This window comes from Nesterenkonia sp. LB17, from assembly GCF_022565915.1.
Lineage (GTDB): Bacteria > Actinomycetota > Actinomycetes > Actinomycetales > Micrococcaceae > Nesterenkonia.
This window is the reverse complement of the sequence record NZ_JAJOYX010000001.1, coordinates 766,229-787,531: the sequence shown is the minus strand read 5'-3', so window position 1 is coordinate 787,531 and position 21,303 is coordinate 766,229. Positions and strand designations below refer to the sequence as shown.

The window sequence follows — 21,303 nt, the reverse complement described above, 5'->3', positions numbered from 1 at the left end:
CGTCATGAGCACCGAGATCAACGCAGGCTGGACCCGCGACCAGATGGCCGCCCGCGCCGCCGAGGAGCTCCCCGACGGCGCCTACGTGAACTTAGGCATCGGGATGCCGACCCTGATCCCGAACCACATCCCGGCCGAGCGCACCGTAGTGCTCCAGTCCGAGAACGGCATCCTCGGCGTGGGCCCCTACCCCACCGAGGACGCGGTGGACCCGGACCTGATCAACGCCGGCAAGGAGACGGTCACCGTGCTTCCCGGGGCGGCGTTCTTCGACTCCTCCACCAGCTTCGGCATGATCCGCGGCGGCAAGATCGACGTCGCCGTGCTCGGCGGCATGCAGGTGGCCGAGAACGGCGACCTCGCCAACTGGATGGTGCCCGGCAAGATGGTCAAGGGCATGGGCGGCGCCATGGACCTGGTCCATGGCGCGGAGCGGGTCATCTGCCTGATGGACCATGTGGCGAAGGACGGGGCCCCGAAGATCCTGCCTGCCTGCACCCTGCCGCTGACCGGCAAGTCCGTGGTGAACCGGATCATCACCGACCTGGCTGTCATCGACGTGGTGGGCACCGAGACCGCCCCGCGCCTGGAGCTGGTGGAGACCGCACCGGGGGTGAGTGAGGAGCAGGTGCGCGAAGCCACCGGCGTCGAGCTGCACTGAGCCGCCGCACATGCTAGGCATGGTCCTGAACACCCACGAGTCGTCCGCAACATGAAGGAGCAGCTATGACACCCGGTTCCGTGATCCTCGGAGGAAGCCGCACCCCGATCGGCAAGCTGATGGGCGGGCTCTCCTCGCTCACCGCCGCCCAGTTGGGGTCCGCTGCCATCAGCAGCGCCCTGGAGAAGACCGGGGTCCGCACCGACCAGGTCGACTACGTGATCATGGGGCAGGTGATCCAGGCCGGAGCGGGACAGAACCCGGCCCGCACCGCCGCCCTGGGAGCAGGCATACCTGCCCGCGTGCCCGCGATGACGGTGAACAAGGTATGCCTGTCGGGGCTCAGCGCCATCGCCTACGCGGATCAGCTGATCCGCGCCGGTGAGTGTGAGCTGGTGGTCGCCGGCGGCATGGAGTCGATGTCCAACGCCCCGCACCTGCTGCCGGGCTCGCGCAAGGGCTTCACCTATGGAGACACGACCCTGGTGGACTCGATGGCCTATGACGCGCTGTTCGATCAGGCCACGCAACAGACCATGGGCGCCCTGACAGAGTCCTGCAACACGGCTGAGACGGAGGTCTCCCGGCAGGAGCAGGATCAGCTTGCTGCGCTCTCCCATGAACGCGCCGCGCAGGCGTGGGACAACGGCGTCTTCGACGACGAGGTCACGCCCGTCGAGGTGCCCCAGCGCAAGGGTGACCCGGTTCTGGTCAGCCGCGACGAGGGCATCCGAGCGGGCACGACGGCGGAATCGCTGGGCAAGCTGCGCCCTGCCTTCGACAAGGAGGGCACGATCACGGCTGCCTCTGCCTCGCAGATCTCTGACGGTGCGTGCGCCGTCATCGTGACCACCCCGGAGAAGGCGCAGGAGCTCGGTCTCACTCCCCTGGCGGAGATCGGCGCCTATGGCATGGTGGCCGGACCGGATTCCTCCCTGCAGCTGCAGCCCGCGCATGCGATCGCTGAGGCGTGCCGCAAGCAGGGCATCGACCCAGAGTCACTGGACCTGGTGGAGATCAATGAGGCGTTCGCCGCCGTGGGGGTGGCGTCGGCTCGGAAGCTGGGCCTCTCGGAGGAGAAGCTCAACGTCAACGGCGGCGCCATCGCGCTGGGCCACCCGGTGGGCATGTCCGGGGCGCGCCTGGTGCTGCACCTTGCCTTGGAGCTGTCCCGCCGTGGCGGCGGCACCGGAGCCGCGGGCCTGTGCGGCGGCGGAGGCCAGGGTGACGCCCTGATCCTCACCGTCCGCGGCTGAACTGCCCGTTCAGACCCCTCCCCCGCGCGTTGAGGGGCGGATTCTCCGACCAGTTGGGGCCGAAAACAGCCACAGATGCTCGGAGAATCCGCCCCTCAACGGGAGATTCACTTGAGGTACGGCGGAGAATCCGTCATCTGGTCGACGACGGTCTCGGCGACTTCGCGCATCGACAGCCGGCGGTCCATCGAGGTCTTCTGGATCCAGCGGAAGGCCTCCGGCTCCGTGAGGCCCATCTTGGTGGTGAGCAGGGACTTGGCCCGCTCCACGAGCTTGCGGGTCTCGAACTTGTCGGCCAGCGACGTGACCTCGTCCTCCAGGGCGCGGATCTCGTCGAAGCGCGCCATGGCGACCTCGATGGCCGGGATCAGATCGTTCTCGGTGAACGGCTTGACCACGTACGCCATGGCGCCGGCCTCACGGGCCGATTCGACCAGGTCACGCTGGGAGAACGCGGTCAGCATGACCACCGGGGCGATCCGCTCCTCCGCGATGAGCTGCGCCGCGGTGATGCCGTCCATGATGGGCATCTTCACGTCCATCACGACCAGGTCCGGCTCGGTCTCGCGGGCCAGCTCCACGGCGCGTTCACCGTTGTCGGCCTCACCGACCACGTCGTAGCCGGCGCCGGTGAGGATCTCGACGATGTCGAGCCGGATGAGCGTCTCATCCTCGGCGACCAGCACGCGGCGCACCGCGCTGCCGTGCTGGGCCGCCTCGTCGGAGGTGGCGGCGTCGCCGCCCGCTGCGGATCCGCTCTCATGGGCACCGGTGCCCGGAGTCTGTTCGCTCACCGTTCTCCTTCTGGTCCCTGACCACCGTGCCGGGAGCATCCCCCGGAGGGGATGATCCCCGTGCTGGGCTGGTCGTCGTCGTCTTGGTGCCCGAAGTGGGACTCGAACCCACACACCAGTGGTACCGCATTTTGAGTGCGGCGCGTCTACCTATTCCGCCATTCGGGCTGGACCAAGGAGGTCAGGGCCTCCCCGGCGCTCATGCAGTCCCCGCGGGCAGTCTTCTCAGACTTCCCGGCGAGGACGGCACCAGCTTACCCGGGCCTGCGCCCGGGCGTTGAATCTCGGCCGTGCCGGCCCGACTAGACCGGGCTTGAGGCGCTGGCCGCGGGCCAGGGTCCGACCGGTTCCTTGTTCGCCGGGGCGGTGTCGCCGCGGCGCAGGGTCTCGATGTCGCTGGCGTCGTGCAGGTCACCGATCCGGTGGACCTTGACCATGTTGGTGGTCCCGGCCTGTCCTGGAGGGGACCCGGCGGCGATCACGACGAGCTGGCCGAGCTCGGCGGCATCTTCTTCCAGCAGCAGCTTGTCCACCTGGGCGGTCATGGTGTCGGTGTGGGTGGCGAACTCCACCCAGCGCGGCTGCACGCCCCAGGAGAGGGTCAGGATGTTGTGCGTGTGCTCCACGTGGGTGAAGGCGAAGATGTTCTGCTTCGGCCGCAGCCGGGAGAGCCGACGGGCGGAGTCTCCGGAGCGGGTGAAGGTGGTCAGGTGCTCGATGTCGAGCTGGTCCGCGATCTCCTTGGCGGCGCGGGTGATCGCACCACCACGGGTCTTCGGCCTGGTGCCCAGCTCGGGGATCCGGCTCAGACCCTTGGTCTCGGTGGTCTCGATGATCCTGGACATGGTCTCCACGGTCTCCACCGGGAACTGACCCACGGAGGTCTCTCCGGAGAGCATGACCGCGTCCGCGCCGTCGAGCACCGCGTTGGCGCAGTCGGAGGCCTCGGCGCGGGTGGGCCGGGGGCTGTCGATCATGGATTCCAGCACCTGGGTGGCGACGATGACCGGCTTGGCCCAGCGTCGGGCGAGCTCCACGGCGCGCTTCTGCACCAGCGGAACCTCCTCCAGCGGCAGCTCCACGCCGAGATCGCCGCGGGCGACCATGACGGCGTCGAAGGCGTCGACGATGTCCTGCAGCGCCTCCACCGCCTGGGGCTTCTCGACCTTGGCGATGACCGGGACGCGGCGTCCCTCTTCATCCATGATCCGGTGCACGGCTTCGATGTCTGCGGCGTCACGGACGAAGGAGAGCGCGACCATGTCGAAGCCGGTGCGCAGCGCCCAGCGCAGATCCTCCTCGTCCTTCTCCGACATCGCCGGCACGGAGACCGCGACGCCGGGCAGGTTGATGCCCTTGTTGTTGGAGACCTTGCCGGGCACGGTGACCTCGGTGACGACGTCGGTGTCGGTGACCTCCAGCGCGCGCAGCGAGACCTTGCCGTCGTCGATGAGCAGCGTGTCACCGACGTTGACGTCGCCGGGCAGGCCCTTGAACGTGGTGGAGCAGCGCTCCTTGGTGCCCTGGATGTCATCGATGGTGATGGTGAAGCGGTCGCCGACGGCGAGGGAGTGCTCACCCTCGGCGAAGCGACCCAGCCGGATCTTCGGCCCCTGCAGGTCGGCGAAGATCCCGACGGCCTGGCGCAGGTCCTTGGAGACCTCGCGGACGGTGTTGTAGGTGTCCTCGTGGACGCTGTAGTCGCCGTGGCTCATGTTCACCCGGGCGACGTCGACACCGGCCTCCACGAGCTTGCGGGTCATCTCATAGCCTGCGGTGGCGGGGCCGAATGTGGCGACGATCTTGGCGTGTCTCATGTCTCACCTTGTCCTATCTATTGTGCTGATAAGCGAGTTGATGGACTGGCACGACACTGGACCAGGATGGTTCGTGCTCGAGCCTATAACAGTCAGCCTGTGAGTGAAATGGCACGATCCGAGGGCTTGACCGGGGCCGGAAGCCTGGTCGCGCCTTCGAGATATTCATCCACCTTCGCGGCTGCTGCGCGGCCCTCGGCGATGGCCCAGACCACCAGGGAGGCTCCACGTCCGGCGTCGCCGACGGCGAAGACGCCCTCCACGGAGGTCTGGTAGTCCTCCGCCCGGGTGATGTTCCCGCGGCGGTCGAAGTCGAGGGAGAGCTGCTCGGTGAGCGTGTCAGATTCCGCCCCGGTGAATCCCAGGGCCAGCAGCACCAGGTCAGCGGGGATCTCGTGCTCGCTGTCGGGCTTGGGCGAGCGGGAGCCGTCGGGGTTGTACTGGGTCTCGGCGACCTTCAGGGCGCGCACGTGGCCGAGCTCATCGGCGACGAACTCCACGGTCGAGGCCAGGTAGCTGCGCTCCCCGCCCTCCTCGTCGGCGCTGGTGAGTTCGAAGACCCGCGGGTCCATCGGCCAGGGCTCATTCTCGGGTCGCTCCGAGGGGAGCTCCTTGCCGATGGCCAGGGTGGTCACCGAGGCCGCTCCGTGGCGGTGGGCGGTGCCGATGCAGTCGGCGCCGGTGTCACCGCCGCCGAGGACCACGACGTGCTTGCCGTCGGCGCGGATCTGGTCGGCGACCTCGTCTCCGGAGGTGGCCTTGTTGGACTGGACCAGGTACTCCATGGCGAAGTGGACCCCGTCGAGCTCGCGCCCGGTGATGCCCAGGTCGCGCGGGACCATGGCGCCGGTGGCCAGGATCACGGCGTCGTAGCTGGCCTCGAGGGCGTCCCAGGTGATGTCGGCGCCGATCTCGGTGGAGGTGTAGAAGCGGGTGCCCTCGGCGCGCATCTGGTCGATGCGGAACTCCACGTGGTGCTTCTCCATCTTGAAGTCCGGGATGCCATAGCGCAGCAGCCCGCCGAGCCGGTCGTCGCGCTCGTAGACGGCCACGGTGTGCCCGGCGCGGGTGAGCTGCTGGGCGGCGGCGAGGCCTGCCGGGCCGGAGCCCACCACGGCGACGGTCTTGCCGGTGAGCCGCTGGGGCAGCACCGGTTCGACGTAGCCGCGAGCGATCGCCTCATCGGCGATGGAGACCTCGGACTGCTTGATCGTCACTGCGGGCTGGTTGATCCCCAGCACGCAGGAGGTCTCACAGGGTGCCGGGCAGATCCGCCCGGTGAACTCCGGGAAGTTGTTGGTCATGTGCAGCCGGGAGGAGGCCTCCTCCCACTGGTCGCGCCAGATCAGGTCGTTCCACTCCGGGATCAGGTTCCCGAGCGGGCAGCCGGTGTGGCAGAAGGCGATGCCGCAGTCCATGCAGCGGCTGGCCTGGGTCGCCACGATGCCGCGCTCGTTGCGGTCATAGACCTCGTTGAAGTCCATGATTCGGACCGGGATGGGGCGAGAGGGCCGGTCCTGGCGCTCTCGGTGCTTCAGGAATCCACGCGGATCAGCCACGGGTCGCCTCCAGAATCTTCTGCCATGCTGCGTCGCCATCGGGATCCAGGCCCTCGTCGAGGGCGCTGGAGCGGGCGCGGAGCACGGCGTCGTAGTTGCGCGGGAGCACCTTGGTGATGCGCGAATAGGTGGTCTCAAGGTCGTCGAGGAGGGCTTCGGCCACGGTGCTGCCGGTCTCCTCGTGATGGCGGCGCAGCAGGTCGCCGATGATGGCGCGATCCTCCTCATCGGGCTCGAGCAGCAGCAGGTCCCCGTTGATGCGGGCCTGCGAGTTGATCTTCTCCTCGTCGAAGTCCACCAGGAACGCGGTGCCTCCGGACATGCCTGCCCCGAAGTTGCGTCCGGTGGGTCCCAGGATGAGCGCCTGACCGCCGGTCATGTACTCACAGCCGTGGTCGCCGATTCCTTCGACCACGGCGGTGGCGCCGGAGTTGCGCACCAGGAAGCGTTCGCCGACCTGGCCGCGCAGGAACATCTCGCCGGCGGTGGCGCCGTAGCCGATCACGTTGCCGGCGATGACGTTCTTCTCGGCCACCAGCGGGGCCGAGGGGTCCGGGTGGGCGATGATCCGCCCGCCGGAGAGTCCCTTGCCCACGTAGTCGTTGGCGTCCCCGGACAGGTGCAGGGTGATCCCGTGGGGAAGGAAGGCCCCGAGGGACTGGCCCGCCTCACCGGTGAGCTCCACGACGATGGTGTTGTTCTCCAGCATCTTCAGCCCCTGCGCCTTGGTCACCTCGTGGCCGAGCATGGTGCCCACCGAGCGGTCGGTGTTGATGACCTTCTTCTCGATGTGGACCTTCTCGCCGTGGGAGATGGCCGAACCGGCGAGTTCGATGAGACCCATGTCGAAGTGCTTCTCCAGCTCGTGGTCCTGCCCGCGGGTGCGGCGCAGCATCGAGGCGGTCACCGGGTCGTTGGGGTCGTAGCTGTCCAGCACGGCGCCGAGGTCGAGCCCGGTGGTCTTCCAGTGCCGCTTGGCGTCGTCCATGTCGATGGCGTCGACGTGGCCGATCGCCTCGTCCAGGGTGCGGAAGCCCAGTTCGGCCAGGTATTCGCGCACCTCCTGGGCGACGAACTCGAAGAAGTTCACCACGTGGTCGGCCTGACCGGTGTAGCGGTCGCGCAGCACCGGGTTCTGCGTGGCCACGCCCACCGGGCAGGTGTCCAGGTGGCAGACCCGCATCATGATGCAGCCCGAGACCACCAGCGGGGCGGTGGCGAAGCCGTACTCCTCGGCACCGAGCAGCGCCGCGATGACCACGTCACGCCCGGTCTTGAGCTGACCGTCCACCTGCACGGTGACGCGTTCGCGCAGCCCGTTGAGCATCAGCGTCTGCTGCGCCTCGGCCAGCCCGAGCTCCCAGGGGGTGCCCGCGTGCTTGAGCGAGTTCAGCGGCGAGGCGCCGGTGCCGCCGTCGTGCCCGGAGATCAGCACGACGTCGGCCTTGGCCTTGGTCACGCCGGCCGCCACGGTGCCCACTCCGTGCAGGGAGACCAGCTTCACGTGGACCCGGGCGCCGGTGTTGGCGCGCTTGAGGTCGAAGATCAGCTGGGCCAGGTCCTCGATGGAGTAGATGTCGTGGTGCGGCGGTGGGGAGACCAGCGCGACGCCGGGGGTGGAGTGCCGGGTCTCGGCCACCCAGGGGTAGACCTTCTTGCCCATGAGCTGGCCGCCCTCGCCGGGCTTGGCACCTTGGGCCATCTTGATCTGCAGGTCATCGGCGTGGGTGAGGTACTGGCTGGTGACGCCGAAGCGTCCGGAGGCGATCTGCTTGACCGCCGAGCGCCGCTCGGGGTCCTCCAGCCGGGCCGGGTGCTCGCCTCCCTCACCGGTGTTCGAGCGTGCGCCGAGCCGGTTCATCGCGATCGCGAGCGTCTCGTGGGCCTCCTGGGAGATGGAGCCGTAGCTCATCGCCCCGGTGTTGAACCGTTTGACGATCTCGGCGACCGATTCGACCTCTTCGATGGGCACCGGCGGGCGCTCGGAGCTGAGCTTGAAGAGTCCGCGCAGGGTCAGCAGCGCCTCGGACTGGTCATCGATGGCCTTGGAGTACTGCTTGAAGATGTCGTAGCGGCGGGTCTTTGTGGAGTGCTGCAGCTTGAAGACGGTCTGCGGGTTGAACAGGTGCGGCGGGCCTTCGCGGCGCCACTGGTACTCGCCGCCGATCTCGAGCTCGTTGCCCCGGCCGAGGTCGTTGCCGTCGGCCGGGTAGGCGCGCGCGTGCCGCTCGAGGGTCTCGGTGGAGAGCACGTCGAGCCCCACCCCGCCCATGGGCGAGTGGGTGCCGGAGAAGTACTGGTCCACCACGTTCTGGGCCAGGCCCACGGCTTCGAAGGTCTGCGCGCCGCAGTAGGAGGCGACGGTGGAGATGCCCATCTTGGACATGATCTTCAGCACGCCCTTGCCCAGCGCGGTGAGCAGGTTGTGCACCGCCTGCTCCTCGTCGACCGCGGTCAGGTCGCCGCGGCGGACCATGTCCTCGGCGGTCTCCATGGCCAGGTAGGGGTTCACCGCTGCGGCGCCATAGCCGATCAGGCAGGCCACGTGGTGGACCTCACGCACGTCTCCGGCCTCCACGATCAGCGAGACCTTGGTGCGGTTGGCGGACTTCAGCAGGTGGTGGTGGATCGCGGAGAGCACCAGCAGCGACGGGATCGGCGCCCACTGGGCGTTGGAGTCGCGGTCGGAGATCACGATGTAGCTGACCCCGCGGTTGACCGCGGCGGAGACCTTCTCGCAGATCTCGCGGATCCGCTGGCGCAGCTCTTCCTCCCTGGACCCGGCGCGGTAGAGCGCGCGGACCTTCAGGGCGATCTTCGCACCGTCCTCGTTGCGGATGTTAGCGATCTTGGCGAGCTCGTCGTTGTTGATCACCGGGAAGTCCAGGGCGACCTGCCGGGAGCGGACCTGCTCGTTGGAGAGCAGGTTGCCGTTGGGACCGATGTGCAGCGCCAGGGAGGTGACCAGCTCCTCCCGGATGGCGTCCAGCGGCGGGTTGGTCACCTGGGCGAAGGTCTGCATGAAGTAGTCGAAGAGCAGCCGGGGCCGGTCGGCGAGCACCGCGATGGGGGTGTCGGTGCCCATGGCGCCCAGCGGCTCCGCGCCGGCGGTGGCCATCGGCCCGATCAGCACGCGGAGCTCTTCGTGGGTGTAGCCGAAGGTCTGCTGGCGCAGCCGGACCGACTCGGAGGGGTGGCGGACGTGCAGCCGCTCCGGGAGGTCGGCGAGCTTGACCAGGTTCTCCTGGACCCAGTCGGCCCAGGGTGCCGAGGAGGCGAGATCGGCCTTGATCTCCGCATCTTCGATGATCCGGCCCTCAACGGTGTCGAGCAGCAGCATCATGCCCGGGGCGACACGGCCCTTGCGCACGATGGAAGAGGGCTCCAGGTCCAGGACACCGACCTCGGAGGACATCACGACCAGGCCGTCGTCGGTGACCCAGTAGCGGGCCGGGCGCAGTCCGTTGCGGTCGAGCATCGCGCCGACCTGCTGACCGTCGGTGAAGGCGATCGCGGCGGGGCCGTCCCAGGCCTCCATGAGCTGTGCGTGGTACTGGTAGAACGCCCGCAGATCGGGGTCCATGGTCTCGTGGTTCTCCCAGGCCTCGGGGATCATCATCCGCATCGCCTGGGCCAGCGGCCGGCCGGAGAGCATCAGCAGCTCGGCGGCCTCGTCGAAGCTGGTGGAGTCCGAGGCGCCGGGGGTGCAGATCGGGAACAGCGACTCGGGGTCCTCGCCGAGCAGCTCCGAGGCCATCATGGACTGCCGGGCGCGCATCCAGTTGCGGTTGCCCTTGACGGTGTTGATCTCGCCGTTGTGCGCGATGTTGCGCAGCGGCTGGGCCAGCGGCCAGGAGGGGAAGGTGTTGGTGGAGAAGCGGGAGTGGACGATGCCCAGGGTGGTCTTGTACCGCTCGTCCGAGAGGTCAGGGAAGAAGGGCTCCAGCTGCGCGGTGGTGAGCATCCCCTTATAGGTGATGGTCTTCGAGGACAGCGAGGGGAAGTAGACCCCGAGCCGGTTCTGTCCGCGCTTGCGCAGCCGCCATCCACGCTGGTCCAGCGTGCCCGAGCCGGACTCCTGGTAGGCGATGGAGTCCTCGGCGGCGAAGCCGAGGAAGACCTGCCGGAAGTACGGCATCGACTCCTTGGCCAGGGTGCCGATCATCGAGGCGTCCACCGGGACATCTCGCCAGCCCAGCACGATCAGGCCCTGTTCCTCGGCGAGGTCGCCGAAGCTGACGCACATCGCCTCGCGCTCGGCGGGTGACTGCGGCAGGAACGCGGTGCCGGCGAGGTACTCCCCCATCGGCGGGAGCTCGAACTCGGTGACCGCGCGGAAGAACTCGTCCGGGATCTGGGTGAGCAGCCCGGCACCGTCGCCGGTGCCCACGTCGCCGCCCACGGCGCCGCGGTGTTCGAGGTTGCGCAGCGCCACGAGGGCGTGGTCCACGATGTCGTGGCCCGGCTCGCCGCGCAGCGTGGCCACGGCGGCCATGCCGCAGTTCTCGTGCTCGTTGGCGGGGTCGTAGAGCCCAGACTTCTCAGGGAAAGCGGCAAAGCGCTGATAGGGACTCATGATCTGGAGCGGGTCTGCCGTGGCAGCCGCGCCTGTTCCCGGTGATCCGAGAGTAGACATGAAGGTCTTCCTTCCTCCGCATGCGGACGTTTCATGGGGAGGGGACATCGTCGGCCCCTTCTATGGTGCACGGTGTCTGAGCTCATTCTCCCAGTTCTTCGGGACTGTGGCGTCCCGGTCTGCGAAGAACTCCTCAGGCTCCGTCGGTCTTCGGTCCTGCATGACGCAGTCACCCTGTGACCCAGCCACACTGTGACGTTCGCGCTATACGGGGGTGTGTCCCGGCGCTTGACGGCAACGGCGCGGATTGGTCGGCGCGCCGCCGTCGTGGCCCTGGCGCTGACGCCAGGGGATGAGACCAATCTTCCAACCCTGACCTGCCGGTGGCAAGTCCGATCTCAGGATCTGGGACTGTCCGTCTCAGTCGAACCGGCAGGATCAGCACCCGGTTCGCCGCTGTCGACCGCGCCGGGAGCGGTGCTGTCAGCGGGCGTGTCGGTGGTGGTCACACCGGGCGTGTCAGCGGTGGTCACACCGGTGGTCACGCCGGTCGCGGCGGTGCCAGCACCGGGCTGTGCGGCGGCATCGCCGGGCTGCGCGGAGACGTCAGCGGTCTCCAGCGGGGCCTCGCCGGCTGCCTCTCCGGTCCTGGAGTCAGCCGCCAGCGCGGCGTGGTCCTCGGATCCGCGCGGACCCTGCCCGGGACGGTAGATCTCCATCTCCTCGGCCAGCGCCGCCTCGGTGCGCGGGCGTCGGCTCCAGAGCCAGATCAGCATGCTCAGCGCCAGCAGGAACAGGAACACCGACATCCACATGTTCAAGCGCCATTCGATGCCGAAGATGTTGATCCACTGGGTGGACTTGTTCATCTCATCCACGCGCAGCGACTCGATCCAGAAGCGACCCAGCGAGTAGTAGGCCACGTAGGTCCAGGTGAGCAGGCCCTGCTTCACGGCGAAGCGGCGGTAGAGCGCGATCAGCAGGAAGAACCCGATCAGGTTCCAGATGCTCTCGTAGAGGAAGGTGGGGTGATACAGGGTGGACTCGCTCGCGCCCAGCGGCGGCGCCTGGTGGCGCTGGGTGGTGTCGATCGCCAGACCCCAGGGAAGGTTGGTGGGAGCGCCGTAGAGCTCCTGGTTGAAGTAGTTGCCCCAGCGTCCGATGGCCTGTGCCAGGATCACGCCGGGCACGATCACATCGGCGAACGCGCCGAACTTCATCCCGTAGCGACGGCAGGCGAACCAGACCCCGACGGCGCCCAGCGCGACGGCGCCGACGATGCCCAGACCGCCCAGCCAGACCTGCGGGATCAGCGAGAGGTCGCCGTTCTCCCCGAAGTACGCGTCTGGGGAGGTGATCACGTGATAGAGCCGACCGCCCACGATGCCCAGCAGCACGGCCCAGATGAGCGCGTCGAAGACGTTCTCGGGACTGCCGCCGCGTGACTTCCAGAGCCGGCTGGAGACGAAGTACGCCACCAGGATGCCCAGACCGATCGCCAGACCGTAGAACCCGATCCGCAGCGGGCCGACGATGTCGATCCCGTCTGTGGGCGGGGAGGGGAAGGCTGCGCTGATCTGCGCCGTCGCCGAGGCGGTGGCCTCAGCGGCGGTCTGCAGGGCGCTGACCGGACTTGAAGTGAGAGACACGGTGTCCTTTCGCGGTGGTGGGTCACCCTCCCCCGGCTGAGCTGGGGACGAGCTGAATTCGTGATCCGGTGCAGTCTATGGCCTGAGCCTGCTCAGTGCGACCAGCGGGCGGGCCGCACCCAGGAACGGCCCTAGGAGCGGTCCGGGTACCGCCTGAGGTGGGCGATGGCGGCTGCGAGGCCGCCCCAGACCGTGGCCAGGGCCACGATCATCATGATCAGTGCGTCGGTCTCCATCAGCTCATGCCTCCCTCTCGGTCGACGAGGTTCTCGGTCTCAGGCTCTTCCTCGAGCGCCTCGGCGTGCAGCGCGGAGCCTTCTCGCCAGGGCAGAGCGGTCATCACGACGGCGGCCACCGCCACGAAGGCCAGGGCTCCCCAGCCGAAGGTCATCACGACCCAGGTGTCGAATCCGCCGTAGCCCTCGGTGACCTTGGAGCGGATGTCCATCACCAGGAGCACGCCCAGGACCACCGGGATGACCACGCCGATCAGCGACTTCCAGATCAGTCCCAGCCGGATCGAGCCGTAGGCGTTCATCCCGGCGGCCAGCACATCGAGGCGTCGGAAGCCCCAGGTGACGGCGACGACCGCGATGAAGGCTGCGGCGACGATGCCCACGTTGTTGGAGAACGCGTCGATCACGTCGAGCACCGTGAGCCCGGAGACCCCGCCGAGCAGCACCACGGAGATCAGCGCGCTGGATCCTCCGACGAGGCCGACCGTCACCGGTCGGGACCAACCCGTCTTGTCCTTGACCGAGGAGATCGCCACCTCCAGCACCGAGATCTGCGAGGTGATGCCGGCCAGGGTCAGCGAGCCGAAGAAGAGCACGCCGAGCAGGGCGGAGGCCGGGGCCTCGGTGATGATGGTCGGGAAGGCGACGAAGGCCAGCCCGAGCCCGGAGGAGGCGACCTCGTCCACGGCGGTGTTCGCGGCGACGGCGATGAAGCCCAGTGCGGAGAAGACCCCGATGGCGGCGAGCAGCTCGAAGGAGGAGTTCGCGAACCCGACGACCAGTCCCGAGCCGGTGGCGTTGGACCTGCGCCGCAGATAGGAGGCGTAGGTGATCATGATGCCGAAGCCCACCGAGAGGCTGAAGAAGATCTGTCCGTAGGCCTGGATCCAGACGGTGCCGCTGGTCAGCGCGGACCAGTCGGGGGTGAACAGGGCGTTGAGCCCGGTGAGCGCTCCGTCGAGGGTGAGCGAGTAGCCGACCAGGATCAGGAACATCACGAACAGCACCGGTATCCCATACATGGAGACCCGGGCGATGCCGCGCCGCACGCCGAGCCCAAGCGCGACGAGCAGCACCATCCAGACGGCGATCAGCGGCCATCCCACCTGCGCCACGAAGTCCAGTGAGAGCCCGGAGCCCTCGGTGCCCGCCCCGTCGTACTGGAGGTATTCGGTGAAGAAGAAGCTCTCGGCATCATCGCCCCAGGCCTGGGTGAAGGAGTACCAGGTGTACATGGCCGCCCAGGCGATGATGGCCGCGTAGTAGATGGAGATCAGGAAGCAGATCCCGACCTGGATCCAGCCGATCGGCTCGGCGTGCCGGTGCAGCCGCTTGAAGGCCAGCGGCGGGGATCCGCGGAACCGGTGGCCCAGGGCGTAGTCGAAGAGCAGGATCGGCAGCCCGGCGGTGAGCAGCGCGATCAGGTAGGGGATCAGGAACGCCCCGCCGCCGTTCTCGTAGGTGACGTAGGGGAAGCGCCAGATGTTCCCCAGACCCACGGCGGAGCCCACGGCCGCCAGGATGAAGACGGTCCGGGAGTTGAAGCTCTCCCGGATCCGAGTCCGTGCCGGCGTCCGTGGGGTCATCGAGGCGTCTCGGCCCCGGTGAGCTCGGCGGTCAGGGCGGCCACGGCGGCGGGGCCGCCGTCGCGCAGCGCGGCGACCAGTGCGGTGCCCACGATGACGCCGTCGGCGTAGCGGCCGATCTCCTCGACATGGGCCCGGGTGGAGACCCCGAGTCCGACGCAGACCCGCTCGGCGCCCGCCTCGCGGGCCGCGCTGACCACGCGTTCCGCGGCGTCGGAGACCTGGTCGCGGGCTCCGGTCACGCCCATCACGGAGACGCCGTAGACGAAGCCGCGGGAGGCCGAGACGATCTGCGCCACCCGTTCCGCCGAGGAGGTCGGAGCGGTGAGGAACACCCGGTCCAGTCCATGCTTCTCGGTGGCGGCGATCCAGTCGCCGCCCTCATCGGGGATCAGGTCCGGGGTGATCGCGCCGGCGCCGCCGGCCTCGGCCAGACGCCGGGCGAACTCGTCGGCGCCCATCCGGTCGATCAGGTTGTAGTACGTCATCACCAGCACCGCGGCGTCGGTGGCCTCGACCACGGCCGCCACGATCTCGAAGACCTCGGGCAGCCGGAATCCACGGGCCAGCACCTCGGTGGTGGCCTGCTGGATGACCGGGCCGTCCATGACCGGATCGGAGTAGGGAACCCCGATCTCGATCACGTCGGCGCCGTTGCGAGCCAGCTCGATGGCGGCCGCGATGGAGGTCTCCTTGTCCGGGTAGCCGGCCGGCAGGTAGCCGATGAAGGCGGCCCGGCCCTGCGCGCGGGCGGCCTCGATCGCGTCCGCGGTCTTGGAGGAGGCGGTGGCGGAGGGGGCGGTCGGGGAGGTGGCCTGGGACACCGGTGCGCTCGACTGGGCGGGGGTGGCTTCGGTGCTCATGACTGTACTCCCGTCTGGGGTGCTTCGGAGGCGCTGTCGCCGGTGCGCTGCTGCGCCTCGGCTTCGGCGATCGGGTCGTTGGCCTGGCCCGGGAGCAGCCGGAACCATTCGGCGGCGGTCTCCACGTCCTTGTCGCCGCGCCCGGAGAGGTTGATGATGATGATCTTGCCTTCGCCGTCCGCGCCCCATTTGCGGGAGAGCCGGGCCGCACCGGCCAGCGCGTGCGCCGATTCGATGGCAGGGATGATGCCTTCGGTGCGGCAGAGCAGCTCGAAGGAGGCCATGCACTCGGCGTCGGTCACCGGCTCGTAGATGGCGCGTCCGGTCTCGGCGAGGTACGCGTGCTCAGGACCGACCGAGGGGTAGTCCAGGCCGGCGGAGATCGAATGTGAGTCCACGGTCTGGCCGTCCTCGTCCTGCATCAGGAAGGAACGCGCACCGTGCAGCACGCCGGAGCGTCCCAGCGTGATGGCCGAGGCGTGCCGGCCGGTCTCGATCCCGTCGCCGCCGGCCTCGAAGCCGTAGAGCGCCACCTCGGGGTCGTCGAGGAACCCGTGGAAGAGGCCCATCGCATTCGAGCCGCCGCCCACGCAGGCCGCCACGGCGTCGGGCAGGCGTCCTTCCATGGCGAGGATCTGTTCACGGGCCTCGTCGCCGATCACCTGGTGGAACCAGCGGACCATCTCGGGGAACGGGTGCGGGCCGGCCACGGTGCCCAGCAGGTAGTGGGTGTGCTCCACCGAGGCCACCCAGTCGCGCAGCGCCTCGTTGATCGCGTCCTTCAACGTCTTCGCGCCGTGGTCCACCGGGATCACCTCGGCGCCGAGCAGCCGCATCCGGGCCACGTTCAGCGCCTGCCGGCGGGTGTCCTCGGAGCCCATGTAGACCACACAGTCCATGCCCATCAGCGCGGCGGCGGTGGCGGTGGCGACGCCGTGCTGGCCTGCGCCGGTCTCGGCGATCAGCCGGGTCTTGCCCATGCGCTTGGCGAGCAGCGCCTGACCCAGCACGTTGTTGATCTTGTGCGAGCCGGTGTGGTTGAGGTCCTCGCGCTTGAGGAAGATCCGGGCGGGGCCGGCCTCGGCGGCGAAGCGTGAGACCTCGGTCAGCAGCGAGGGGCGCCCGGTGTAGTCCCGGCCGAGGCGGTGGACCTCGGCGAGGAACTCCGGATCCTGCTTCGCCTCACGGAAGGTCTGTTCCACCTCATCAAGGGCGGCGACGAGCGATTCCGGCATCCAGCGTCCGCCGAAGTTCCCGAAATAGGGCCCTTCGTGGTCGCGGTACTTCTGTGTCTCCTCAGCGGGAGCGCTCATGGTCTCTCCTCGATGTTCTCCGCCGCTCTGGTCATCCAGCACGGCGCCGGTGGAATTCTGCGTCGCCCGAGAAGGGCGGATGCTCAGACCTGCTGAAGCTCTGCGTGGACGAAGCTCAGACGAGGCTTGCGGTGCGGAAGCTGCGCAGCGCCGTCTCCGGCTCGCCGTCCTTGACCAGGGCCTCTCCGACCAGGACGGCGTCGGCGCCCTGGGCGGAGTAGTCGGCGACCACCTGCGCGGAGGTCACGCCGGATTCGGCGATCCGCACCACATCCTCGGGCAGGTGCTGGGCCATCGTGGCGTAGTGCGCGACGTCGACCTCCAGGGTCTTGAGGTTGCGCACGTTGACTCCGACGATCTTGGCGCCCAGCGCGACGGCGCGCGCGATCTCTTCCTCGGTGTGCGCCTCGACCAGGGCTTCCATGCCCAGGTCGTGGGTCAGGGCGAGGAAGTCACGCAGCGTGTCGTCGTCGAGTGCCGCGACGATGAGCAGCACCAGGTCCGCGCCGTGGGCGCGGGCCTCGTAGAACTGGTATTCCTCGACCATGAAGTCTTTGCGCAGCACCGGGATCTCCACGGCGGCGCGCACCGCGTCGAGGTCGGCCAGGCTGCCGTTGAAGCGCCGTCCTTCGGTGAGCACGCTGATCACTGCGGCCCCGCCGTCCTGATAGGACCGGGCGAGCTTGGCCGGATCGGGGATCTCGGCCAGCGCACCCTTCGAGGGTGAGGAGCGCTTCACCTCGGCGATGATCCGCACGCCGTGCGGGTCCTCGCGTCCCGCCAGGAGCGCGGCATGGGCGTCGAGCGCGGGAGGCGCAGTGGCCGCCGCTGCGACGATCTGCTCATGCGGAACCGAGGCGCGGCGCGCCTGGAGGTCTTCGCGGACCCCTGCAATGATCGAGTCGAGGACGCTCACCATTCAGCGTGCGGCGGTTTCTGGCCGCCGCTTGTCCTTGCCGCCGCGGGTGTTGTCCGGGCTGGCCGGACCCTGGTGGGCACGGGCGCTCTCGCCGTTCTTGAGCACCGCTGTCGAATCCATCTCCACGCCGTAGCCCTTGGCCTTGAGCACGAGGCCCAGGATGATCGCCAGCGGGAGGAAGAGGATCGAGATCCAGACCAACACCCAGACCTCGAGCACCATGCCGAGCCCAGCGATGATCGAACCGACGATGAGGGTGAGGCTCAGCGCCCAGGCTGCAGGGGTGGAGCCGTGGCCGATGTGATCGTGATGGATGAACTCATCATCGATCTTCTCGCCGGGAGCTGGCTCGGTGTCGCGCAGAGCATTGGTGTTGGCCATTCTGGTCCTCTCTAGAACGTGCGGCAGTGCTCATTCAATTCTGCAACCCATTCTGCCACGTATGGATGCGCCTCGTCGTCGGTGACGTCGCGACGCGAAACCTTCAGCGACCAGGGCCGCCGGGGTTTCAGCGGCGGGGGTCTGTGGGGTCCTGGCCGTCGGAGAGCCCGTCCCAGAGGTCGAACTCGTCGGGTCCGGACTCGGGACCGCCGTCACCGCGCTTCGCGGCCGGAGTCTGTGAGGTGCCCTCCCGGCCGGCCTCGACCGCCCCGCCGTCGGGGGCATCACCGTCGAGCTGGCCCTGAGCGCCGTCCTCGGCGGTGCTGACCTGGTATCTGCGGGACTTGCGGTCCGGCCAGCGATGGGAGACGACCAGCAGCGCGAGCGAGGCGATGAGCAGCAGCAGCGCGCCGATGAAGCCCAACCAGACGGCCATGCTCAGCTCGTAGCGCGCGGCGTCGGCGGTGGTGCCGGTGATGTCGCCCAGCGCCGCGGACGCCGCATTGGCCGGGTCCGCGAGCACCGAGCGGATGGCCAGCAGCGCGATGACGGCGGCGCCGAAGAGCACCGAGCCGATGACGACGCGGCCCAGCCGCTTCGCGATCGTGACCGCGACGCCTGCGGCGAGCCCGACCAGGCCCATGGCGGTGACGGTCTCGACCAGCTCGGCGCCGGTGATGGCCACTTCCTGGACCGTGGAGGTGGAGCCCAGGCCGTAGGCGTGCACCCAGGTCATGGTGGATGAGATCAGCAGCAGCGCGCCGCCGAGCAGGGACATCAGCACCACGCCGCGACGTGTCATGATCCTGCGGAGTCGCGAGGCGATCGAGGAGCCGCGGCCTTCGGGGCCGGGGTTCTCCGGGGACGGGGTGGTCTTGCTCATGTGTGCTCCAGACGATCGGCGGCCAGCACCGCGCGCAGCGGTGCGGCGGCCTTGTTCACGGTTTCCTCACGTTCGGCGTCGTCGTCGGAATCGGCCACGATGCCTCCGCCGGCCTGCACGTAGGCCCGACCGCCCTTCAGCAGCGCGGAGCGGATCGCGATGGCGGCGTCCATCCGTCCGGACAGGTCGAAGTAGCCGACCACTCCCCCGTAGATCCCGCGCCGGGTGGGCTCCCAGGCGTCGAGCAGCTGCAGCGCGCGCGGCTTCGGCGCCCCGGAGAGCGTGCCGGCGGGGAAGGTCGCGGAGAGCACGTCATAGGCGCTGTGCTCGGGTGCGAGTTCGCCCTGCACGTGGCTGGTCAGGTGCATCACGTGGCTGAAGCGCTCCACCGCCATGAACCGGGTGACCTGGACCGAGCCGGGGACGCAGACCTTGGCCAGGTCGTTGCGCGCAAGGTCCACCAGCATGATGTGCTCGGCGCGCTCCTTCTGGTCCGCCAGCAGGTCCTCGGCGAGCTCAGCATCCTGCCTCGGGGTCTCCCCGCGGGGGCGGGTGCCGGCGATCGGGTGGGTGATCACGGTGGTGTCCTCCACGGTGACCAGCGCCTCCGGGGAGGCCCCGACGAGCTGGTAGGGCTCGCCGTCGGGGGTCTCGAAGTGCATCAGGTACATGTACGGGCTGGGGTTCAGCAGCCGCAGCATCCGATAGACGGCGAGGGCGTCGACGTCGGTCTCGACCTCGAAACGTCGGGAGACCACGATCTGGAAGATCTCGCCGTCGATGATGGCCTGCTTGGCCTTGCCCAGGGTGGCCAGGTATTCGTTCTGGTCCCAGGCGTGGACGACCCGGTCGGTGAGGTCCTGCTTCACGGCCGCACCCCAGTGCGGCTGGGCGGTGGAGATCACCGGTGCGACCGGTTCGGCGAGCGTCGCGCTCATCCGGTGCAGCCGGGCGACGGCGTCGGCGTAGGCTCCCTCGGCGCCGGTGTCCTGGCCGTCGAAGTTGATCGCGTTGGCCACCAGGGTGACGGTGCCGTCGCGGTTGTCATGCACCGCGAGGTCCGAGACCAGGTTCATCGCCATCTCCGGGACGTGGAGGTCGTCGGTGGGCGGGTGGGGCAGCTTCTCCCAGTGTCGGATGACGTCCCAGCCGGCGTAGCCCACCAGGCCCGAAGTCAGGTGCGGCAGCTCCTCGATGAAGGGCCGACCCGGGGTCGCGCGTGCGGCGGCCTCGGCGGCTCCAGCGGCGGTGCCGTCCGGGCTGTGCGTGGCGGCGTCCGGGCTGTGCGTGGCGGCGTCCGGGCCGTGCGTGGCGGTGCCGGAGAGGAAGTCCAGGGTGTCGCGCAGCACCGCGGCGGTGGTGCCCTCACGCGGAGTCCCGACCGGGGGCTCCCCGATCCAGTGTGCGGCGCCGTCCTTCTCGCTGAGCGTGGCGGAGGAGCTCACGCCGATGAAAGAGTGCCGGGACCAGGCGGCGCCGGGGGCGGCGGACTCCATCAGGAAGGTGCCCGGGCGGGCGGCTCCGGCGTCGTCGGTGGCCAGCGCCCGGTAGATGCTCAGCGGGGTGTGGGAGTCGGCGAGCAGCGTCATGGACACCGGGATCACCCGGTGATCGTGGGCCAGCTCGAGGAACTCCTTCGCTCCGGGGACCACGGTGCCGAGGTCATGCATCGGTGATCTCCCGTCCGGTGAAGCAGGCGGTGGTGCCGGTGTGGCAGGCCGGTCCGGACTGCTGGACCCGCATCAGCACGGTGTCACCGTCGCAGTCCAGCGCGAGCGAGAGCACCTGCTGCACGTTGCCGGAGGTCGCACCCTTGCGCCAGAGCTCCTGGCGGGACCGGGAGAAGTAGACGCCCTGTCGGGTGGCCAGGGTGATCCCCAGCGCCTCCTCGTTCATCCAGGCCAGCATCAGCACCTCGGAGGTCTCGGCGTCCTGGGTGATCACCGGCACGAGTCCGTCGGCGTTGAAGCGCACGGCCTCGCGCACCGCCCGTGGGAGGAGTGGCATCTCGGCTTCTTCGCTGCTGCTCATGCGGACCTCATCTCACCGGGTATCCGGCGGATCGAATGGCGTCTTTGACCTGGGCGATCATGTCATCGGGCCCGAAGTGGAACATCGAGGCGGCCAGCACCGCGTCGGCGCCGGCCGCGATGGCGGGCGGGAAGTGGGCCGGGACTCCGGCGCCGCCGGAGGCGATCAGCGGGACCCGGGTCACCGCGCGCACCGCGGAGATCATCTCGGTGTCGAAGCCGTCGCGGGTGCCGTCGGCGTCGATGGAGTTCAGCAGGATCTCCCCCACCCCGCGCTCGGCCGCGTCGCGGCACCACGCGAGCGCGTCGATCCCGGTGCCGGTGCGGCCGCCGTGGGTGGTGACCTCGAAGCCGGATTCGGTGGCGTCGCTGCGCCGGGCGTCGAGGGAGAGCACCAGGACCTGGTTGCCGAAGCGGCCGACGATCTCGTTGATCACCTCGGGGCGGGACACCGCGGCGGTGTTGATCGAGACCTTGTCGGCCCCGGTGCGCAGCAGCCGGTCCACATCTTGGGGCGAGCGGATGCCTCCGCCGACGGTGAGCGGGATGAAGACCTCTTCGGCGGTGCGGGTGACCACGTCGTAGGTGGTCTCCCGGTCGGCCGAGGAGGCGGTGACGTCGAGGAAGGTCAGCTCGTCGGCGCCGGCCCGGTTGTAGCGGTGGGCCAGCTCCACCGGGTCACCGGCGTCACGGAGGTTCTCGAAGTTGACCCCCTTGACCACGCGACCGGCGTCGACGTCGAGACAGGGGATGACTCGGATTGAAAGTGTCATCTGCTGT

Annotated in this window: 17 protein-coding genes and 1 tRNA gene; 2 read left to right on the top strand and 16 right to left on the bottom strand. The window is 68.9% G+C overall.

Annotated elements, in window-relative coordinates:
- Positions 1–4 precede the first annotated feature (4 nt).
- Both LTH96_RS03585 and LTH96_RS03580 read left to right on the top strand, forming a co-directional pair.
- Positions 5–661, top strand: a complete 657-nt coding sequence (locus LTH96_RS03585) for a CoA transferase subunit B (protein WP_241464366.1) — start codon at positions 5–7, stop codon at positions 659–661.
- A gap of 65 nt (positions 662–726) precedes the next feature.
- Positions 727–1,917 carry an acetyl-CoA C-acetyltransferase gene (locus LTH96_RS03580; RefSeq protein ID WP_241464365.1) on the top strand — a complete coding sequence of 397 codons (1,191 nt, stop codon included), beginning with the start codon at positions 727–729 and terminating at the stop codon, positions 1,915–1,917.
- A gap of 107 nt (positions 1,918–2,024) precedes the next feature.
- On the opposite strand, the gene LTH96_RS03575 is transcribed toward LTH96_RS03580, so the two are convergent.
- From LTH96_RS03575 to hisF, 16 genes are all read right to left on the bottom strand, one after another.
- Entirely contained in the window at positions 2,025–2,711 is a 687-nt protein-coding gene (locus LTH96_RS03575; protein WP_370644371.1) for an ANTAR domain-containing response regulator, read from the bottom strand.
- A gap of 84 nt (positions 2,712–2,795) precedes the next feature.
- Positions 2,796–2,879 (bottom strand) — tRNA-Leu (locus LTH96_RS03570).
- 134 nt (positions 2,880–3,013) lie between these two features.
- On the bottom strand, positions 3,014–4,528 hold the full coding sequence (gene pyk / locus LTH96_RS03565) for a pyruvate kinase (protein ID WP_241464364.1): 1,515 nt from the start codon (positions 4,526–4,528) through the stop codon (positions 3,014–3,016).
- 92 nt (positions 4,529–4,620) lie between these two features.
- Positions 4,621–6,087 carry a glutamate synthase subunit beta gene (locus tag LTH96_RS03560; RefSeq protein ID WP_241464363.1) on the bottom strand — a complete coding sequence of 489 codons (1,467 nt, stop codon included), beginning with the start codon at positions 6,085–6,087 and terminating at the stop codon, positions 4,621–4,623.
- Positions 6,080–10,723, bottom strand: coding sequence for a glutamate synthase large subunit (gene gltB / locus LTH96_RS03555; protein WP_241464362.1), 4,644 nt, complete (start codon positions 10,721–10,723; stop codon positions 6,080–6,082). The genes LTH96_RS03560 and gltB overlap by 8 nt, the downstream gene beginning before the upstream one ends.
- A gap of 338 nt (positions 10,724–11,061) precedes the next feature.
- A complete protein-coding gene (lgt, locus tag LTH96_RS03550; protein ID WP_241464361.1) occupies positions 11,062–12,312 on the bottom strand; it encodes a prolipoprotein diacylglyceryl transferase in 1,251 nt (416 codons plus the stop codon).
- A 131-nt stretch (positions 12,313–12,443) separates the two neighbouring features.
- A complete protein-coding gene (locus LTH96_RS03545) occupies positions 12,444–12,548 on the bottom strand; it encodes a methionine/alanine import family NSS transporter small subunit (protein WP_241464360.1) in 105 nt (34 codons plus the stop codon).
- The gene (locus tag LTH96_RS03540) at positions 12,548–14,134 is read right to left on the bottom strand and encodes a sodium-dependent transporter (protein ID WP_241464359.1); all 1,587 of its coding nucleotides are present in this window, start codon (positions 14,132–14,134) and stop codon (positions 12,548–12,550) included. Before LTH96_RS03540 ends, LTH96_RS03545 begins: the two co-directional genes overlap by 1 nt.
- Complete coding sequence (gene trpA, locus LTH96_RS03535) at positions 14,131–14,997, bottom strand: tryptophan synthase subunit alpha (protein ID WP_241464358.1); 867 nt, start codon at positions 14,995–14,997, stop codon at positions 14,131–14,133. Before trpA ends, LTH96_RS03540 begins: the two co-directional genes overlap by 4 nt.
- Entirely contained in the window at positions 14,994–16,310 is a 1,317-nt protein-coding gene (trpB, locus tag LTH96_RS03530) for a tryptophan synthase subunit beta (RefSeq protein WP_241464357.1), read from the bottom strand. Before trpB ends, trpA begins: the two co-directional genes overlap by 4 nt.
- A gap of 115 nt (positions 16,311–16,425) precedes the next feature.
- Positions 16,426–17,229 carry an indole-3-glycerol phosphate synthase TrpC gene (gene trpC, locus LTH96_RS03525; protein WP_241464356.1) on the bottom strand — a complete coding sequence of 268 codons (804 nt, stop codon included), beginning with the start codon at positions 17,227–17,229 and terminating at the stop codon, positions 16,426–16,428.
- Positions 17,230–17,610, bottom strand: a complete 381-nt coding sequence (locus tag LTH96_RS03520) for an HGxxPAAW family protein (RefSeq protein WP_241464355.1) — start codon at positions 17,608–17,610, stop codon at positions 17,230–17,232.
- A 127-nt stretch (positions 17,611–17,737) separates the two neighbouring features.
- On the bottom strand, positions 17,738–18,493 hold the full coding sequence (locus LTH96_RS03515) for a Trp biosynthesis-associated membrane protein (protein ID WP_241464354.1): 756 nt from the start codon (positions 18,491–18,493) through the stop codon (positions 17,738–17,740).
- Positions 18,490–20,163 (bottom strand): chorismate-binding protein, encoded by a 1,674-nt coding sequence (locus LTH96_RS03510; RefSeq protein WP_241464353.1) that lies wholly within the window; start codon positions 20,161–20,163, stop codon positions 18,490–18,492. The genes LTH96_RS03515 and LTH96_RS03510 overlap by 4 nt, the downstream gene beginning before the upstream one ends.
- A complete protein-coding gene (gene hisI, locus LTH96_RS03505) occupies positions 20,156–20,524 on the bottom strand; it encodes a phosphoribosyl-AMP cyclohydrolase (protein ID WP_241464352.1) in 369 nt (122 codons plus the stop codon). The genes LTH96_RS03510 and hisI overlap by 8 nt, the downstream gene beginning before the upstream one ends.
- A 7-nt stretch (positions 20,525–20,531) precedes the next feature.
- On the bottom strand, positions 20,532–21,296 hold the full coding sequence (gene hisF, locus LTH96_RS03500) for an imidazole glycerol phosphate synthase subunit HisF (RefSeq protein ID WP_241464351.1): 765 nt from the start codon (positions 21,294–21,296) through the stop codon (positions 20,532–20,534).
- Positions 21,297–21,303: the final 7 nt, after the last annotated feature.

Coding starts and splice junctions, on each gene's coding strand:
- LTH96_RS03585 (WP_241464366.1), top strand. CDS start 5: ATGAGCACCGAGATCAACGCAGGCTGGACCCGCGACCAGATGGCCGCC.
- LTH96_RS03580 (WP_241464365.1), top strand. CDS start 727: ATGACACCCGGTTCCGTGATCCTCGGAGGAAGCCGCACCCCGATCGGC.
- pyk (WP_241464364.1), bottom strand. CDS start 4,528: ATGAGACACGCCAAGATCGTCGCCACATTCGGCCCCGCCACCGCAGGC.
- gltB (WP_241464362.1), bottom strand. CDS start 10,723: ATGTCTACTCTCGGATCACCGGGAACAGGCGCGGCTGCCACGGCAGAC.
- LTH96_RS03545 (WP_241464360.1), bottom strand. CDS start 12,548: ATGGAGACCGACGCACTGATCATGATGATCGTGGCCCTGGCCACGGTC.
- LTH96_RS03540 (WP_241464359.1), bottom strand. CDS start 14,134: ATGACCCCACGGACGCCGGCACGGACTCGGATCCGGGAGAGCTTCAAC.
- trpA (WP_241464358.1), bottom strand. CDS start 14,997: ATGAGCACCGAAGCCACCCCCGCCCAGTCGAGCGCACCGGTGTCCCAG.
- trpB (WP_241464357.1), bottom strand. CDS start 16,310: ATGAGCGCTCCCGCTGAGGAGACACAGAAGTACCGCGACCACGAAGGG.
- trpC (WP_241464356.1), bottom strand. CDS start 17,229: ATGGTGAGCGTCCTCGACTCGATCATTGCAGGGGTCCGCGAAGACCTC.
- LTH96_RS03520 (WP_241464355.1), bottom strand. CDS start 17,610: ATGGCCAACACCAATGCTCTGCGCGACACCGAGCCAGCTCCCGGCGAG.
- LTH96_RS03515 (WP_241464354.1), bottom strand. CDS start 18,493: ATGAGCAAGACCACCCCGTCCCCGGAGAACCCCGGCCCCGAAGGCCGC.
- LTH96_RS03510 (WP_241464353.1), bottom strand. CDS start 20,163: ATGCATGACCTCGGCACCGTGGTCCCCGGAGCGAAGGAGTTCCTCGAG.
- hisI (WP_241464352.1), bottom strand. CDS start 20,524: ATGAGCAGCAGCGAAGAAGCCGAGATGCCACTCCTCCCACGGGCGGTG.
- hisF (WP_241464351.1), bottom strand. CDS start 21,296: ATGACACTTTCAATCCGAGTCATCCCCTGTCTCGACGTCGACGCCGGT.